Origin of the sequence: Comamonas sp. lk (assembly GCF_900564145.1) — a bacterium.
Classification (GTDB): domain Bacteria; phylum Pseudomonadota; class Gammaproteobacteria; order Burkholderiales; family Burkholderiaceae_C; genus Comamonas.
On record NZ_UOOB01000001.1, the window covers coordinates 4,066,243 to 4,082,526 of the forward strand.

Sequence of the window (16,284 nt, forward strand, 5' to 3'; positions counted from 1 at the left end):
GAAAAACACCTATTTCAGAAATTTAAATAAAATTAGGTTAATTAATTGGCAACTATAAGACATCGATCAATAGAAGTTATTAATGACTTTGACTCCAGTAAATCTAACTACGAGCCATCAAATTTCGTTTCGGTTTTCGATATCAAAAAACCGATATCATTTAAATCCCTCGCAAAGAAATATATTGAAATACATTCCATCTCGGATCAAGAAGCAGTTTTTAAGAAATTTATTTATTACTATTTTATTTGGAAATTATCCACAGAAATTCTTCTCCATATGGAAGAAACCCGGGAGTCAACGGTCAAAAAATGGTGGGGCACAACAAATGAAAATACCAATCCTTTTAAGACAAAATGCATATTAAACAAAGCAAATTTTGCATATGAAAAAAATCTGCTTACCACCAAGCATCATTTATCACTCAAATCAACCTACTTCAGCTTATTGTTTTTATGCGTAAAAATAGAGCGCTTATGGACTATGAATATCACAATCAGCGATGAATATTTCACAAAATTTATAAAAAACGAAATTCCTCATGATAAAAATATTTCTGAGGACTTAAAAAACTCTACAGGATATCTTTTTAGAAGACTCCTAATCACTTCCAAAAAATTACTCGAATTATCAGCTCAGAAAAAAGGCATCCCAATAGATGAGCACATAAGAAGGCAAAGATCATCCAAAGCGGGCGCTGCAAGAAATAATGGAAGGCAAGAGTTGATCAATGAATTCAAAAAGTTATTTACTCAAATTGAATTGAATTTAAATACACCACTTAAAGACACCAACAAAAGCAACCTAAAAAATGGAAAAATCAAAAATTTTAAAAATCTCTATGATTGCTTCTACCTAGAATTTATTCAGATAATAAGAGAATATCAAAAATCTGCTAAGCAAAATAATAAAAACTATGGATTAACACTTCAAGCAGATAATCTCGATACTAAATTTAAAGATTGGTCAAAAAGGGATGAAGATTTCAGAGTATTAATTGATAAAATATACAACTCTGATATGCCAAACAAAAAAAAATAGCGCCCCGTGGTAGGGCGCTATAAACATATCAAATATTAAAATTTACCCGATAAATTATTGGCAATTGTTGTGTTTTTTGGATTCATAGCTGCGATTGATGCGGCCGTCAAAACTACATTCTTGCGCGTGTTCATCGGATAAAAACCAACCTTGCCTTCAAGCTCCAGTTGGTCAAGCGCCATGTCAAGTTGATCGGCTTTACGCAGACTCAGCGGTGCACTACGGATTAACGTGTTGCGAGGCGTCGCAGTGGCGTTGTACTTGACTGCACGGCGCATCAGATAGTCATAGAGCGTCCGTGCCAATTCTTGCTGCAACGCCTCCTGAGGAAGCTTTCCGAAGCCCGCCCGGGCTTGCACCAGATGCCATTGGACGATGTCAATCGCAGCCTCCATCGACGTACGTTCGATCATCTCCTGCGGGGCTGTAAACCACTGCAACACACCAGCCAAACGCAGTGCCTGCTCCCCGGCTCTGCGTACAAACGGACGAATGCTGTTCCATACCCCATCCTGCAGCAGCATTTCCCATTCCTCAAGAGCCTGTTTCCACAATTGTTCAGCATCAGCGACAAGCCGCATCTTGCTGCGGGGCTTGCCATGCATGAAGATCACCTTGTAGTCCTGCATCAGCGCTTTGGTGCGCTCATGAAATTCGTGGCTATGGAGATTCATGCTGCACGGCGGTGGAGGAACCGACAAAGGCATTGAAGCAAACGACATAAGCATGCGCGGCAAAAGCCCCGACTCGATCAAATAAGCGCCTTTGTCACCTTTCATCATGCGACTGAAGGTCAAGTCCTGGACCAGCATGCAAAGCGCACCACGTGTATCAGCCACATAGGTGAATCCACGGGTACGGTTGAGATCGCGAATGTCTGCACCATCGTAACGTTTGCACAGTGAAGGCACGACCAGGTTGCGGGTCAATATGCTCCCTTCATCCAAGGCATAGAACAAGGACTTGGCCCCCTTGGCGTAAACATCGACCACGCCTTTTTCCGTTGCCTCCTCCAGCAAAAAGGGGTGCGCGCCCCAGTCACGAAAGCTCATCTCCGGATCAGGATAGCCCTCCATGCCCCGCTCGAACTCCTCCATGCCACGACAGGCCAGTTTCAGCACCGTGGACTTGCGATCACCAGACAAAGCGACGACGCCGGTGAACAGACTGGTGGGCATGTCAGTGCCGAACGGGGTCAGGACATCTGCCACGCCTTGCACTGCCGCCGAGGCCACACTCACGGCCACAGGGCCGACCAAGGCATCGTTGGCCTGGGTCGCATGCATCACGCAGTAGACGAAATCGCGCATCATCGGCGGCAAGGATTCCGTCGGATAAAGCAGCTGACCTTCTTTCAAAACACTCATTTCTTCTCTCCCTTCACCTTGCGACCACCTTGAGGGCCGCGCACCTGCTTGATATCTGCCTCTGTCATCGTTTTGCTTCTCTGGGGGCCACGTTTCTTGCACGATTCATTGCGAAGCTGATTGCCTCCGAAGCTGTGCATATTTCCCGGCATACGCAACTTGAGGAAGTAATCCACCTTGGTCAGATAGTCGGCATAGACACCTACGATTTCCCACAGCTGCGGATCGTGATAATCAATCACGCGCAATATGGGCTCACCTTTAGACTGGATGGCGTTGACGTTCCAGATGTAGGATTTCTCGTTATCAATTACAGTTTTCCACATCTCCGCTATGGCACGAGCTGCCCTGATGCGATACTGATGCTTGGAACCATTCAAGCCAATCATCCAGTGCAGATGCAGGCCACGTTGGGCACCAAACTCGATCTTCCAAAAGTAAAAAGCCAGATCCGATCCATAGCGTTTCTTGAGAAGTTTAAGCATGGCATCGCGATGCTCGATCACATCCATTAATTTATTCTCGAAATCTTCTTGATCTTTAAATCTTGCGCGTAAGTCAGGGATTGAATGGAGTAGCCCCCAATCCAGACGAATCAGTAGGATCTTTGAAAATTTCTTCCACGCTTTACGGGTGACCTTCATCACCTGGCCGTAGCGCTTTGTAGCGTTTGTGCGATAGTTTTTTACAGCATCACGCATCCCTTTGTTCAAAAGCATTTTGCGCAATGCAAGTGCCAACTCATTGAATGCAGATTGAGCCAACTGCAACTCGCAATCGTTCAATGTCAGAAACTCCTGCATTCCCATTCCTAGCAAGACACAGTTCTCAGTACCTCCATCCTGAGAGCCTTTATTCAAAAGAAAGGCGCACGTAGTCTCGATGATTCCTGCAACCATCGGATTAATATCAAGGCAGCTCCAAACTCCTACATCCTTTTCTTGCAGAAGCTGTGTGCCAACCTCATCCACCAAGGTGATAAGTGCACCAGCAAACTTCGGTATATATTTTGATTTTTTCAGCTTGTGATCATTACTCCCAAAAGGGTCCTTGTAGTTGTGCTTGATGAGATGCTGAATCAACTCATCAAGGGCACGCCTCATTCCGGGACCTTCAAAGCCAGGAAGATGATTTTCATCATCATCTTTCGCGTATTCCAGCAGAATGTTCTTATGCACAACGGAGTTATGCATGACGTAGTGTGACTTCATAGGTAATAATCTACTTAATGGATTTTCTCTTTCTCTTTGATATATTTCTCTTATATATCTTGGTTACTAAGAAACCGAGTTTATTGATTGAATTTCGTTTATCCATCAGCGTTAAATATTCCGTACTCCACGAAGGATTAACCTTCATGGAGGGGTAAATTCACACGTGAGTGGTTCCAGGTATTTAGTACCCCTAAATCAGCAAGCTTGTTGCTTCTTCTTCAAGTGCTCGATGTAGTCATACACATCCGACAGCACCCATCCCACCGCCTTTGCGCCAAGGCGAATGGGCTTCGGAAACATGGGGTCGTAGTACTTGGATTTGGGATTGATGCGCAGATACACCGTGGAGCGAGAAATCCCTAGCGCCTTCAGAAGTTGACGCAGGCGGAGGATAGTGTTCAAACGCATGGCATCGCTGCCTACTGTCGCAACGGTCTGGACCGCTTCCTCATCGCAGAAAGGCGTACGAGAGACTTCTGCAGTCCGGGAGGCTTGGGAGTAAGCGAGCAAGGACATGCTCGCCTGAGATGCTTGTATAGGGTGGAAGCTGCGCTCCATCAGGCTCTTGGATTGAGGTGCGTAAGGAGTGTGGTTCATGGCAATCAGTTCGTGTTGAAGAGAACCGGATTGCAGCGGAACGACCAATTTCTTTCGAGCCGGTTGCTTGGCTACGAGAACAGACTCAAGCATCCATCTTGACTTTTCAATTAATTCGCGATATCGATAAAAATCAACCATCGCGCCCACTTGCAACCTCGTCATGCGAACCTGCGAAAGGTCGCCAACATTTAGTTCCCCCACATTGGAGAAATCGAGTGTTTCGGGCGCATGCGAAAGCTTCGCTTTTTGGCATGCGAAGCCGCATGTGATGCCAGGCTTGTGACACATCACAAGCTGCGTGATATCGAGACAAACGCCTCTTCGAGCTCTCCCAAAAAGCTGATTCTTTCAATCAACTTTTTTTCAACCACATATCACCGACCTGAGCAGACGCCGTTCTGCCGACCAGGTCATGGTGATGCGCCTGCCTCCCTCACGACAGGCGCTCCAGCACCTGGCTTCTTGTCTTTCTTCCAAGGAGCTTTGATGCCTTTTTCCTCTATCCCTCCCACCTGCCCCCTGTGCCATAGCCCACGGGTCGTCTCCCGCAACTGGGCACGCAAGACCGCAGGCGCCATCGGCTGCGCCGCCGGTGCCACAGGCGGCTTTGTCGGCGCGCTGCGCGGTGCGCAGATTGGGATTGCCTCGGGCCTGATGACCGGCCCTGCGGGTTCGACCCTCGGTGGAATTGCGGGTGCGGTTTTAGGCGGCCTGGCTGGCACAGCCATTGGCTGCGAAGTGGGCACGTCGGTGGGCAAAACGATTGATGCCCGCATGCTGGACAACTTCAAGTGCCTGGAATGCAGGCATGTATTTGCCCGCCAGGAATCGACCTCCGGCTATGCCGATTCCGATTGAGCGATTCACCCGGCTCAGTCCATTTTCCCTTTTATCCCTCATCTCCCCTTTTGGCTTTTCGCTTCTCTTACTGAAGGAGTTTTCTCATGGCACATCTCATAGAAACCATGGCCTATGCCGGCCAGACCCCTTGGCATGAACTGGGCCATGCCCTGCCCGCTAAGCAAGGCATCGATGTCTGGGCGCAAGCGGCCGGCATGGATTGGCGTATCCAGGAGACGCCTGTGCGCTATCTCGCAACCGATGGCAATTCGGGGCATTCTGGGCTGTCGGGCCTGTATGCCGAGCCCAAGGAGTTTCCCGAGCAGAAGGTGCTGTACCGCAGCGATACGCAAGCACCGCTGTCGGTGGTGGGCAGCCGCTACCAGGTAGTGCAGCCCCGTGAGGTGCTGGAGTTCTACCGGGATCTAACCGAAGTCGCCGGATACGAACTGGAAACCGCCGGCGTGCTCAAGGCCGGACGCAAGTTCTGGGCTCTGGCCCGTACGGGCAAGTCGGCAGCCCTCAAGGGCAAGGATGTGGTCAACGGCTATTTGCTACTGGCCACCTCCTGCGATGGGACGCTGGCCACGGTGGCGATGCCGACGACGGTGCGGGTGGTGTGCAATAACACGCTGACCATTGCGCTGCGCGATGGCGTCGGAGCGGTCAAGGTGCCGCACAGCACGGCTTTCGATGCCCAGGCGGTCAAACGCCAGCTGGGCGTGGCCGTGGGCCAGTGGGACAGCTTCATGTACCGCATGAAGACCCTGGCCGAGCGCAAGATCAAGACCCATGAGGCGATGAATTATTTCCTCAAGGTGATCTGCAACACGGACCAGCATTCCGATCCCACGGTAGGCCTGACCAATGAACGGGCCCTCAAGAAGGTGCAGATGCTCTATGAGGGCCACGGCCGGGGGGCTGAGATGCAGGCGGCCAAGGATACGGCCTGGGGCCTGCTGTGCGCTGTCACGGAGTTTGTGGACCATGAGAAGCAAGCTCGTAGCCAGGACAACCGCCTGGACAGTGCCTGGTTCGGCCAGGGCGCCGTGATCAAGCAGCGGGCTTTGGACCATGCGCTGCAACTGGTGGCCTGATCGTGCTTGATCGCTGGCTTTCTTGTCCGTCCTTGGACGGCACCCCTTTTTTCTTTCCATCCCTTTTTCCACCTCTCTTCTCACCACCACAAGCCGCCTTTTGAGGCGGCTTTTTTATGCCCGCAATTTTTGCGGGCCAAGGAGTTCTGTATGTCTTTGCATTTGATGAGCCCTTCGGGGCCTGCTGCTCCTGCAGTTCGCTCTACCTCTGCTCCATCCCGCACTCCCCGCAAGGGTGCCGCCCTGCGCCTGGTGTCCACCAAGGACTTGGAGCGCGAGGACTGGCTGGAGGTGCGCCGCACCGGCATCGGCAGCTCGGATGCGGCAGCGGCCATCGGCCTCAACCCTTATCAGTCGCAGCTGGAGCTGTGGATGCAAAAGACCGGCAAGGGCGATCTCTTGCCCGCTGTCGATCCCACGGACGACACCAGCCCCATGTTCTGGGGGACTTTGCTGGAGCCCATCGTGGCGGCCCACTACACCAAGCGCACGGGCCGCAAGGTCCGGCGCGTGAATGCGGTGCTGCAGCATCCCGACTACCCTTGGATGCTGGCCAATGTGGACCGAGAAGTGATCGGAGCTCCCGATGTGCAGTTGCTGGAATGCAAGACCGCCGGCATCCATGGGGCTCGCCTGTGGCGCGATGGCGTGCCCGAGTATGTGCAGCTCCAGGTGATGCACCAGCTGGCCGTAACGGGCCAGCGTGCGGCCGATGTGGTGGTGCTGGTGGGCGGGCAGGAATTGCGCATCTTCCGCATCGAGCGGGATGAAGCGCTAATTGCACAACTGATTGTGCTGGAGAAGGAATTCTGGGATCTGGTCCAAAGCGGTACAGCACCGGCCGGCGACGGCTCGGACAGTGCCGAGCAGGCCTTGCGCTGCCTGTATCCCGGTGACAGCGGCGAGCAGGTGGATCTGAGCGAGGACGAGGAGCTCAACACTACCTTTGAAGAGTTGCTGCAGGCTCGCTGCGATCTGGACACTGCGCAAAAGCGGGAGGCCCGTTTGCGCCAGCGCATTCAGATGCACATGGGCGAAGCCAGCAAGGCCTTGTTCGCCTGCGGCGGCTCCGTCACCTGGAAGCGCAGCAAGGACGGGCAGGCCTTCAACAGCAGCCAGTTCGTGCAGGAGCACCCCACGCTGGCCCAGCGCTATCTGAGTCCACGGGCCGGGTCACGGCGGTTTTGTGTCTATGAGCCGGAAGCCGAGGCTTGAGCCTCTGGGAAAGGTTCTCACTCCCTGGGTGGAGGTTAAACGCCGGCCTCTTCAAAGATCCGGCGCCAGACCTGCATCGGCAAGAACCGGACTCGGCGTCGCTTGAGCTCGCGCCTGAACAGGCGCCCCCTCTCAATGAAGTTGATCCTGGGCTGCATCTCGATTTGATGAGTTTCCAACGCACCCAATCTAGCAGCAAAAAACGGGCGGTTTGTGACATCGCGGTCCGCCCAGGGATCTCCCTCCTCTCCTTTCTTTACCACTTCCTTTTACCTATCCCTTCCCCGTCCTCCCGGGCCCAGCCCTGGAGGACTTTTTATTGGAGCATTCCTTGATCAAAGGTTTGATGATCACGCCCCCGGTGATCGGCCGCATCGCCATCGGCAAGGTAGTGGAGCGTAATGGCAAGCGGCTGCCCGAGAAGGATGACGAATTCACCATCACCACCCAGGTGCAGTCTCGTGGACAGTGGATCTTGCATCCGCTCGATGAAACACTGCGCCTGACAGCCGACAAAACGCACGGCGGCATAAAGGAAGGCACGAAGCCTCCCTTGTCTGAGGATAGTGAAGAAAGTGACAGCTGCCTGCAGCCCGTCATCCCGACCCAGCCCTCGCAACGCTCCGGCAAGCGTTCGCTCAAGGAAAAAATGGGCGTGGCCGCCGATGCTCAGCAGGCAACCGATCCCCAGACTCAGCCTGCAGCGACTACGAGCAATGCCACGGCAACCACTCCCACCCGGCGAAAGCTGCGCAGCATCCCGGTGCGGGTGCTGTTCAATGATCCCGATCTGAATCTGCGCGCCCACTACACCCTGTTCGACCGCAGCACGGCCCGGCCTGTGTGCGTCGGCGATGGCGAGAGCTGCAAGCGGGTCACCAGCCAGGGGCTGGCCTCCCTTCCCTGCCCCGGGCCCGATGCCTGCGCCTTCGGTCAGGATGGCTGCAAGCCCTATGGGCGGCTGAATCTGGTCATTGGCGACAGTGACGAGCTGGGCAGCTTTGTGTTCCGGACCACGGGCTTCAACAGCATCCGCACACTTACGGCTCGATTGCAGTACTTCGCTGCCGTGTCAGGCGGGAATCTGGCCGGTATGCCGCTGGAGCTCAAGCTGCGGGGCAAGTCCACGACGCAGTCACATCGCTCGGCGATCTACTACGCGGATCTGGTGGTGCGCAGTGGATTGACGCTGAACGAGGCCATTGTGCAGGCCAAGGAGGTATCGGCACAACGCCAGGCGGCGGGGTTTGATCAGCAGGCTTTGGATGAGGCTGCAAGACAGGGCTATGCGAACGGCAGCTTTGAGGATTCGCCCGAGGAAGCGGAGGTCATTACCGAGGAATTCTTCCCTGAAGCACCCTCTGCCTCTATCACCAGCTAGTTTGCTGTCACTTCCAAGCCGGCCAACTCGCAAGCACCATTAGCGTAGGCGGCTGCGCTTGATCTCTGGTGGCTGTGCCGCATTGGCCCGACGATCGCCGGTCGGAGCCAGCGAGACATCACTCAGCGGCTCAAACAGCTCAGCCAACGTCACACCCAGCACATGACAGATGCTGGCCAAGGTTTCGATAGACGGATTGGCAACACCCCGCTCAATCGCGGAGATGTATGTCCTGTCAACCTGCGCCTCAAAGGCCAAGGTTTCCTGGGACTTGTCGGCTGCATGCCGACATTGCTTCACTCGCCGTCCCAAAGCAATGGAAATAGGCGCAGCCGAGGAAGCCGAAGAAGTGGCGGAGCGCTTGGTGGTCATTGGCGGGCAGGATGCCCATTTGCAGACCAATTAACGACGCTATATAAACGTCAAATTTTGATGAATATAATCATCAGAACAAAAATAAGAAGCCCATCAAAGCTTCAACTTCAACAAGGAAGGGTTGGCATCCATCCCTCTCTCCTTACTTTCCCATTCACCAGTCTCTGCGCCCTCGGCCAAAGCGAGCGACGGGTTACGAAGCCTGGTGCCCACGCCGTTTTTGAATGGAGATCCACCCAACCCGTCTATCCGTCCTTACTCCGCCCCATGGCCCGCCTCCAGCGGGCTTTCACATTCAAGACACATCCATAAAGAAGAGGGAAACCATGAAGAAGATTTCGAACCAAGGTATGGCTCAGTTGGCCCTGAGCGTTGTCACGGCCGCAGTGCTGACCGCCTGCGGCGGCGGTGGAGGCAGCAGCGAAGCGCCAGCATCCAACTCGGCCTCGGCCAGCGGCGTGGCGGCCGTGGGCTCGCCCATTACGGGCGGTGCCGTGACGCTGAAGTGCGCTTCCGGTGCATCTGCCTCCGCCACGACTGGCACGGATGGCTCCTGGTCGGCCTCGCTCAAGGGCGGTGACTTTCCTTGCGTGATCCGTGTTGCCGGCGGCCAGGCCAACGGCCAAGTCCTGACCACGCCTTTGCATTCCATGGTGGCTGCATCCGGCATGGCCAATATCACGCCGCTGACCGATTTGATGGTCGGCATCGTGAGCGGCCAAAAGCCCGATGCCTGGTTCGACTCGGCCACCAATGGGAGTTTGAGCGGTGCGATCCATGCCAACGCCCTGGCAACCGCCCAGGACAAGCTCAAGGCGGTTCTGTCCAGCCTGCCGGGCAAGCCGTCCTTGCCGGCTGGCTTTGATCCGCTGACCAGCCAATTCCAAGCGCAAAAGGGTGATGCGGGCGATGATTTGCTGGAGAGCTATGGCGCGGCCCTGACGTCTGCAGGTCTGACGCAGTCGGAAGCGGCTGGCAGCGTGTCGGCAGGCGAGGCTCTGACCCAAGCAGCCTTTGCCGGTACGGCTTTCACGACGCCCAACATGACCATGTTCCGTGCGGGTGCCGCCAAGACCAAGGCCGGCGATTTCGTTCTGTCGATGCCTGATCCCCAGCGCGGCCTGCTGACATCGAAGGCCTCCTTGGACATGGACGGCAATGTGACCCAGGTGGGTCTGCCCTTTGTGGCAGTGACCAGTCTGCTGGGAAATCGCATCGCGCAGTACTGCACGCCAGGCGCTGGCGCCTTTAGCTCCAGCCAGCACAGCCAGTACGCCTATCTGTCCGAGGACTGGGTGCCCGTCACCAATACCACCGAGCTGCACGGCAAGGTGTTCAATGAATACGAAGACTGCAACTCCACCGGCACGCTGGAATTCCGGGCCGACGACTCCGTGGTGTTCACCGAAAACGGTGGCGTTCCCGACGCCCCCAACTTCGGCTTCTCCAAGGCCTTGTCCGGCGAGGGTATGGAGGACGTTGCAGAAAACTCCATCACGCATGCCAAGGTCTACAAGATCACCTTGAACGGCAAGACGACCTATGCCTATGTCGGTGTCTCAACCCAGAAGGGACTGACCACACCGGCCATCGACGGCAAGGCCAACTACGTGACCATGGGCATTTCGCAATAAACGTTGCCCAATCAACCTGCCTCTGCCGCCCAGCGGCCTCATCAAGCGATGCGTTCCATTGGAGCGCATCGCTTCTTGCTTTGTAGATCCGAATCCCATGGGCGCAGCCATTGGCCCCGCTGCCCAACCATCCTGGCTCACAGCTCACAGAGCCCAGCAGGCTTGGTACTGCCCTGCCTAGCCCTGCCCCACTTCACATTGACCGGAGACCTCTCTCGATGAAAAAGCAACTCCTTCTTTGCACCGTCCTGGCCCTGGCTGGCTGCAGCTCTGCCCCCAGTGACAGTGATGTCGAAAAATTCCTGGAGCCCCAGTTCGCCGCCTGCGAAAACGTCAAGGTGACGCATGTCAAGAAGACCAACGGCTATAAAGAAGATGGCCACTACCGTGTCGAGTTCACCTACGACATCGAGCTCAAGGACCCCGATACCTTGAAGCGCATGCGCCAGACCTACCAGGAGGAGCATGACCGGGTGAAAGCCTGGGAGGATGCCGGAAAGGCCGATCAACAGCAAATTGCAACGCTCAAGGATGAGATCCTGGCGTTACGCAAGGAACACAACAGCAGCGCACCCCGCCGAGAGGACTTCAACTTCAACAATCCGCCGGGAATGGGCTTCCTGGAAGAGGACGCTTATCGGAAAACACTGGTCCAGTGGGAAAACGAGCATCCGCTGCCGGACACCCTACGTCAGAAGATGCAGGCGCTCGATGCGATGGGGCAGGAAAGCCGGCAAAGGCAAGAGCACAGCCAGCCCAAGAACACCATCTACAACCAGGTGACGGAAAGCGTCTGGTCCATGTACGTTGCAGGATGCCCGAATGGAGGCTCAGCGAAGCTGTTCTATCCTGCGCTGCTTCAGATCCGCAACGAAGCTGCCAAGGCACAGGATGTACTGTACTGGCTACAAGAGCAGCAGCTTCAAATGAAGGGCAAGATCACCATGCGCAAGACTGAAAACGGCTGGCGAGCACTGAGCGCAGGATGATTTTCCGTCAGCAATGACCCACCCAGCCTGGCGCCTTGTGCGCTGGGCAACCTATCTCATGGCTTTGTTTTTTTCTCTGCAAACAGCTTGATTGCTTTTTACTCGAACAAACCAGACAGTGTAGAGGTTCAGGCTTGATCCGTACCTTCCAGGCATAGTGCGTCGACTCCATCATCGGTCAAAGACAGAACACCTCGAATCACAAAATCGCTCAGCAGCTTTGACACTTTCATATTGATCTTTAGCATGGGAAGGGGCTTGCCCTCAATACGCTCAAAGTATGCCTTCGCCTTTGGTGCATCGACAGTTTTGCGCAAATCGTCAAACCGGCCGTACTCATTCAGGGTTGCATCAGTGACATGCGCGTCCATCAGTGCTGCGAGCTTGGCGGGGTCAACCCCCAATGCCGAAACAACAGCTTCAAACTCTCTATTCTTAGCCCGCGCCTTGTAGTCAACGAGGTAGTCACGAAAGGTTCTCGCCGGGTCGATCTGCACATCGCCGCGTTGCATGTCATGCAGAAAAATCTCTGCAAACTTTTGGTCTTCCTGCGATAGCGATGTGAAAGAGCGGTGCAACTCCGCCAAGGTGGCCTCCTTCGCAGGTCCATCGTCACTCTGTAAGACCTTCAGGTACTTCGCAAAGCGCGAGTTCATGTAGTCGGCATCGATCTTTCCTGTATCAATCTCTGTAATATGAGTATCGATCTCAAACGGGAGGCTATCACCTCCGCCGCCGCCGCTCCCAGCGCTCAGTTCCTTGTAGCGCTGCAATAGTGCCAAGTATTGCTGATGGCTGATGGCAAGCTGAATGGCCAGTTTGAGCTCACCGTCAAACTCATAAACCGTTTGATCCCAAGTGAACCCCTGAATCCGTGCGGCTTCCAAAACAGCACTGAACTGGTTGAACTCCTTGGCGAAGGCCGCACGCGCAGCCAAGTCATCTGGTAGCTTCCCAAAATCCGTGACGCCTGCCGCACTGAAGATAGCGCTGATCTCGGCAAAGCTGGAGTTCATCCGCTCCAAGTTCCGTGGCAACTGGTCTGCAAAGAGGCCAATCGGTTTGTCACCGGAATAGAGCTTCACCGCAGCCTCCACATTCCGTTTCATAGTGTGTGGCTTGCGGTAGTAGCGAATAGTGCCAAATGGCTTGTCTGGCCCAAACAAGCGGTTGGTGCGCGAAAAAGCCTGAATGATGTTCTCGTATTCCAGCAACTTATCGACATATAGAGTATTCACCCATTTCGAGTCAAAGCCAGTCAACATCTGGTTCACCACGATCAGCAGATCTAGTCGCTTACCCTGCCCAGCCTCAATCCGAATGTAAGGGGCCTTGTGGGCAAGACGAGCGGCCAGATCCTTTTTGAAGGCTGCGTGCGTTCCCAGGTCGAACTTTTGACCGTAGGCTGCGTTGTAGTCTTCGATGATCTCAACCAGGCCTTGTGTTTTAAGGACAGGATCGCATCCACCGTCATCATCATTGATGTGCGGGTCAAACAACGCTGTGATCTTTAAGTCTGGGCATTTCACCTTCATCAGGCGATAGTAGGCAATGGCCTCTGGGATGCTACTGGTGGCAAAAATCGCGTGAAACTTTCCACCCTGGCTCAGCACCTCCCAGCTATCAGCGATGTCCTGCACCACGGCGTTACGGTGTACATCGAGGTCATACTGGGTATTAGGCAGGTAGTCCTCAATACCTTTTTGATACACACCAGCAGAGTCCCACTGCCCGGCCATGGGCATATCGTTCATGTAGCGGTTGAAGACTTTTTTCTTCGCAGCACTCGCCATCGCCTCAGTCACCGTCGCTGCCTTGGATTTTTCCAGTGCAACAGCTTGGCGCAGGTCACGGTCGCGGTAAGTCAGCACCTGATAGGGGTCAAAGCCAAGCACATTCTTGTCGCGGATACCGTCGGCAATGCTGTAGCGGTGCAACTCATCACCAAACACATCGGTGGTGGTGTTGTCCTTGCGAATGTTTTCTTTGTGGATGGGAGTGCCACTGAAACCGAAGAAGACTGCCCCCTGAAAACTCGCCTTGATGTCGATGAGCATGTCGCCAAAGGTGGAGCGGTGGCACTCGTCAACAATAAAGACAATGCGCTTGGCACGCATGGCGTCCAAGTCGTGACCTTTGAGCCCCTCTGCATCATCTGTGATCAGGCTCATCTTCTGAATAGACGAGACGATCAAGGTATCGGCTGGGTCTGTGCTCTTGAGCTTTTTTACCAACACGCCCGAGTGCTCGGTGGCCTGTACCTGGGTGCCGTCACCGGCGAAGTCCCTGTAGGCCTTCAAGGTCTGTGTACCCAGTTCAATGCGGTCCAGCAAGAACACAACCTTATCGGCATCCTTGGAGTTAGCAATAAGCTGCGCCGACTTGAAGCTCGTCATCGTCTTGCCCGAGCCCGTTGTATGCCAGATGTAGCCACCTAACCGATTCGGGTTCTTCCAGTCAGTCTTGGCCACCTTGTCTGAGATAGCCCGCGCGGCGAAATACTGATAGCTGCGCATCACCTTCAGCACACCGTCCGCCTCATCGGCCACGGTATAAAAACCAATCAGCTGGTGCGCCATGGGGATGGAAAGCAGGCTGGAGGTGAAAGCCTTCCAATCGTTGATCGGCTCGTTGTTAAAGTCGGCCCAGTGAAAGGCATAGTCCTTATTGAAAGCGTCTGCGGATTCTGGCCTGGCAAAGTACAGCGCTTCTTCGGGCTCCATCGCTACGTGGATTTGTACCAGCGAGAACAAGCCGCTAAAAATGCCTTCGCTCGCGTACTTCTTAATCTGGTTATAGGCCTGGATGACAGGCACACCACTCTTTTTCAACTCGATGTGGATGAGCGGCATGCCATTGATCAGCAGGAGCAGGTCGCCGCGCCGGTCATTGAGCAGCTCTGAGCCACGGGCATAGCGCGGCTGCTGTGCAATCTGGTAGCGGCTTTGCCCGGCGGCAATCTCCTGCCGGTCGTAGATCTTCAGACTGACCTCTTTGCCAAGGTGCAATGTGTCTTCAGGGTTATCGCGGGTGATAGACACTGTCTTGCCATTGATGAAGCCATTGAGCTTGAGCGGCGTGCGTAGTGCTTTGATCTGCTCCATCACCTGCTGCATCTCGGTATCGGTCAGTGGCACCTCGTTGAGCCGGTCCTTGCTGCGGTTGTTCTCAAAGAGAATTTGCTTCCAGTTGTCCAGCAGGTCTGCCTCGCTCGGGCATTGGATGACCTCCTGCTCCCCCCAGCCCCGCAGACGCAACTCGTGAATGACGGCCGCTTCAAACTCAGATTCTTTAGCAAATATTGTCATTGTGATGAGCTAACGATCAGACAAACATTTTTTCCAGGCAAGCGGATTTGATTTGCTGGAGCTTTTTGATCTGGGTGGCGTGTTTGGCGATCAGCTCATCCTGGGTGCGGAAATAAGTGCCGATTTTTCTCTGTTCTTCAGGAGAAGGAACCATTACGGATATTTCGGATAGAACATTGGCATTTATGGCGGGATAACTTGTTCCAGTGCAATGGTCCAACACCACTTTCACAAACTGATCGCGCTGCATCAAGCCCAAAAGGAAGCTACCGTCGTTGTATGGGCGAATCTGCGCATAACCTGATGAAAATACGTAGTTCTTGGCAGCAAGAGTGAAAAGATGATTGTTTTTTTGATAAGGTCTTACCGTTTGAAAGAACAAGTCACCTTGGTGAGCTAGGCGTTGGGCACGAGAGGGAGCGGTTTCCCGTCTTTCAGTTCTATGCCCAACTATTTCCGTACCAACGACTGATTCGAGATCGACATATTCGAAGACATCAGGAAGAGCCTCTTTGGGATTGAAGATTCCAGTACCGCCCAAACTTTTCTCTTCCCACTCATCTGAAAAACCATTGAACCGAATTTCCGGAGTGGTGGCCCCTGGTTGCGGAAACATCTTTTGAAGCATCGTCTTTTTCAGCACCGCTAGCTGGTTATGCTTGCGCTGGTGCAGCGAGATGAGCTGATCCAACTCCCGCAATAAGGCAGCGATACGCGCCTGTTCAGCGACGCCAGGAATCTTGACCGCTCTCTTCTTCCAGTCTTCTACATCAAAGAACAGCTTTTCAATGTCCACACCATAGGAGCTCAGAAAAAATTTCTGACGCATGGCTGGAAGGCCGGCGAGGATGGTAAAGAATTCTGTCAAGAGCTTGTCGCTGTCAACAGCTGTCAAATATTCATTCGAAACGATGGCGCCATCCAGTGATGGAGGGGTGATGCCGGTTGCGCCATGTACCACCTGTCGCTTAGAAATAACGAAATCACCCGCATGAAGTTGCGCGTAATTCTTCACCAAAATCTCGCGCCCCAACAAATGACCGCGTGAGACGATGCCCTCATTGCGTCGTTTGACGGTGATGAGTTCATACCGCTGCTGGTCCTCAAGAACGATGGGACGTCGCTTCTCAGCGACGACATCACCGATCTTCTCGTCCGCCCACTCAGCTTCGAATTCTTTGAAGCGAATTAGTGGCGCTTTACGCCCAGTCTGCCCCGTCATC

General features: G+C 53.9%; 13 protein-coding genes. 7 read left to right on the top strand and 6 right to left on the bottom strand.

What is annotated here, in order from left to right; translation table 11 throughout:
• Positions 1-279 precede the first annotated feature (279 nt).
• A complete protein-coding gene (locus EAO39_RS22740) occupies positions 280-1,041 on the top strand; it encodes a hypothetical protein (protein WP_162989616.1) in 762 nt (253 codons plus the stop codon).
• 35 nt (positions 1,042-1,076) lie between these two features.
• On the opposite strand, the gene EAO39_RS18515 is transcribed toward EAO39_RS22740, so the two are convergent.
• From EAO39_RS18515 to EAO39_RS23030, 3 genes are all read right to left on the bottom strand, one after another.
• Positions 1,077-2,408, bottom strand: coding sequence for a DUF3987 domain-containing protein (locus EAO39_RS18515; RefSeq protein ID WP_120970410.1), 1,332 nt, complete (start codon positions 2,406-2,408; stop codon positions 1,077-1,079).
• Positions 2,405-3,601, bottom strand: coding sequence for an inovirus-type Gp2 protein (locus EAO39_RS18520; RefSeq protein WP_162989617.1), 1,197 nt, complete (start codon positions 3,599-3,601; stop codon positions 2,405-2,407). Before EAO39_RS18520 ends, EAO39_RS18515 begins: the two co-directional genes overlap by 4 nt.
• 216 nt (positions 3,602-3,817) lie before the next feature.
• The gene (locus EAO39_RS23030) at positions 3,818-4,510 is read right to left on the bottom strand and encodes an AlpA family phage regulatory protein (protein WP_240467052.1); all 693 of its coding nucleotides are present in this window, start codon (positions 4,508-4,510) and stop codon (positions 3,818-3,820) included.
• A 198-nt stretch (positions 4,511-4,708) separates the two neighbouring features.
• Between EAO39_RS23030 and EAO39_RS18530 the strand changes: the two genes are divergently transcribed.
• The 4 genes from EAO39_RS18530 to EAO39_RS18545 all read left to right on the top strand — a co-directional run bounded on the left by EAO39_RS18530 (position 4,709) and on the right by EAO39_RS18545 (position 8,755).
• The gene (locus EAO39_RS18530) at positions 4,709-5,080 is read left to right on the top strand and encodes a hypothetical protein (protein ID WP_120970414.1); all 372 of its coding nucleotides are present in this window, start codon (positions 4,709-4,711) and stop codon (positions 5,078-5,080) included.
• 86 nt (positions 5,081-5,166) lie between these two features.
• Positions 5,167-6,159, top strand: coding sequence for a DUF932 domain-containing protein (locus tag EAO39_RS18535; RefSeq protein ID WP_120970422.1), 993 nt, complete (start codon positions 5,167-5,169; stop codon positions 6,157-6,159).
• Positions 6,160-6,309: 150 nt separating this feature from the next.
• Complete coding sequence (locus tag EAO39_RS18540) at positions 6,310-7,374, top strand: lambda-exonuclease family protein (RefSeq protein ID WP_120970424.1); 1,065 nt, start codon at positions 6,310-6,312, stop codon at positions 7,372-7,374.
• A gap of 331 nt (positions 7,375-7,705) precedes the next feature.
• Positions 7,706-8,755: a phage capsid protein gene (locus EAO39_RS18545; protein ID WP_120970426.1), complete on the top strand. Its 1,050-nt coding sequence runs from the start codon at positions 7,706-7,708 to the stop codon at positions 8,753-8,755.
• 39 nt (positions 8,756-8,794) lie between these two features.
• On the opposite strand, the gene EAO39_RS18550 is transcribed toward EAO39_RS18545, so the two are convergent.
• Positions 8,795-9,127, bottom strand: coding sequence for a helix-turn-helix transcriptional regulator (locus EAO39_RS18550; RefSeq protein WP_120970428.1), 333 nt, complete (start codon positions 9,125-9,127; stop codon positions 8,795-8,797).
• A 329-nt stretch (positions 9,128-9,456) separates the two neighbouring features.
• Here EAO39_RS18550 and EAO39_RS18555 point away from each other — a divergent pair, with 329 nt between their 5' ends.
• Together EAO39_RS18555 and EAO39_RS18560 are read left to right on the top strand one after the other, a co-directional pair.
• Complete coding sequence (locus tag EAO39_RS18555) at positions 9,457-10,764, top strand: hypothetical protein (RefSeq protein WP_240467053.1); 1,308 nt, start codon at positions 9,457-9,459, stop codon at positions 10,762-10,764.
• Between the two features lie 218 nt (positions 10,765-10,982).
• Positions 10,983-11,753 (top strand): oxidoreductase, encoded by a 771-nt coding sequence (locus tag EAO39_RS18560; protein WP_240467054.1) that lies wholly within the window; start codon positions 10,983-10,985, stop codon positions 11,751-11,753.
• A gap of 128 nt (positions 11,754-11,881) precedes the next feature.
• Here EAO39_RS18560 and EAO39_RS18565 read toward each other — a convergent pair whose 3' ends face one another.
• Together EAO39_RS18565 and EAO39_RS18570 are read right to left on the bottom strand one after the other, a co-directional pair.
• Positions 11,882-15,061 (bottom strand): HsdR family type I site-specific deoxyribonuclease, encoded by a 3,180-nt coding sequence (locus EAO39_RS18565; protein ID WP_120970430.1) that lies wholly within the window; start codon positions 15,059-15,061, stop codon positions 11,882-11,884.
• 16 nt (positions 15,062-15,077) lie between these two features.
• Positions 15,078-16,283: a restriction endonuclease subunit S gene (locus tag EAO39_RS18570; protein ID WP_120970432.1), complete on the bottom strand. Its 1,206-nt coding sequence runs from the start codon at positions 16,281-16,283 to the stop codon at positions 15,078-15,080.
• Position 16,284: the final 1 nt, after the last annotated feature.

What these genes read in the sequence shown, in the direction of transcription:
- EAO39_RS22740 (WP_162989616.1), top strand. Translation starts at nt 280, where the DNA reads ATGGAAGAAACCCGGGAGTCAACGGTCAAAAAATGGTGGGGCACAACA.
- EAO39_RS18515 (WP_120970410.1), bottom strand. Translation starts at nt 2,408, where the DNA reads ATGAGTGTTTTGAAAGAAGGTCAGCTGCTTTATCCGACGGAATCCTTG.
- EAO39_RS18520 (WP_162989617.1), bottom strand. Translation starts at nt 3,601, where the DNA reads ATGCATAACTCCGTTGTGCATAAGAACATTCTGCTGGAATACGCGAAA.
- EAO39_RS23030 (WP_240467052.1), bottom strand. Translation starts at nt 4,510, where the DNA reads ATGTGTCACAAGCCTGGCATCACATGCGGCTTCGCATGCCAAAAAGCG.
- EAO39_RS18530 (WP_120970414.1), top strand. Translation starts at nt 4,709, where the DNA reads ATGCCTTTTTCCTCTATCCCTCCCACCTGCCCCCTGTGCCATAGCCCA.
- EAO39_RS18535 (WP_120970422.1), top strand. Translation starts at nt 5,167, where the DNA reads ATGGCACATCTCATAGAAACCATGGCCTATGCCGGCCAGACCCCTTGG.
- EAO39_RS18540 (WP_120970424.1), top strand. Translation starts at nt 6,310, where the DNA reads ATGTCTTTGCATTTGATGAGCCCTTCGGGGCCTGCTGCTCCTGCAGTT.
- EAO39_RS18550 (WP_120970428.1), bottom strand. Translation starts at nt 9,127, where the DNA reads ATGACCACCAAGCGCTCCGCCACTTCTTCGGCTTCCTCGGCTGCGCCT.
- EAO39_RS18555 (WP_240467053.1), top strand. Translation starts at nt 9,457, where the DNA reads ATGAAGAAGATTTCGAACCAAGGTATGGCTCAGTTGGCCCTGAGCGTT.
- EAO39_RS18560 (WP_240467054.1), top strand. Translation starts at nt 10,983, where the DNA reads ATGAAAAAGCAACTCCTTCTTTGCACCGTCCTGGCCCTGGCTGGCTGC.
- EAO39_RS18565 (WP_120970430.1), bottom strand. Translation starts at nt 15,061, where the DNA reads ATGACAATATTTGCTAAAGAATCTGAGTTTGAAGCGGCCGTCATTCAC.
- EAO39_RS18570 (WP_120970432.1), bottom strand. Translation starts at nt 16,283, where the DNA reads ATGACGGGGCAGACTGGGCGTAAAGCGCCACTAATTCGCTTCAAAGAA.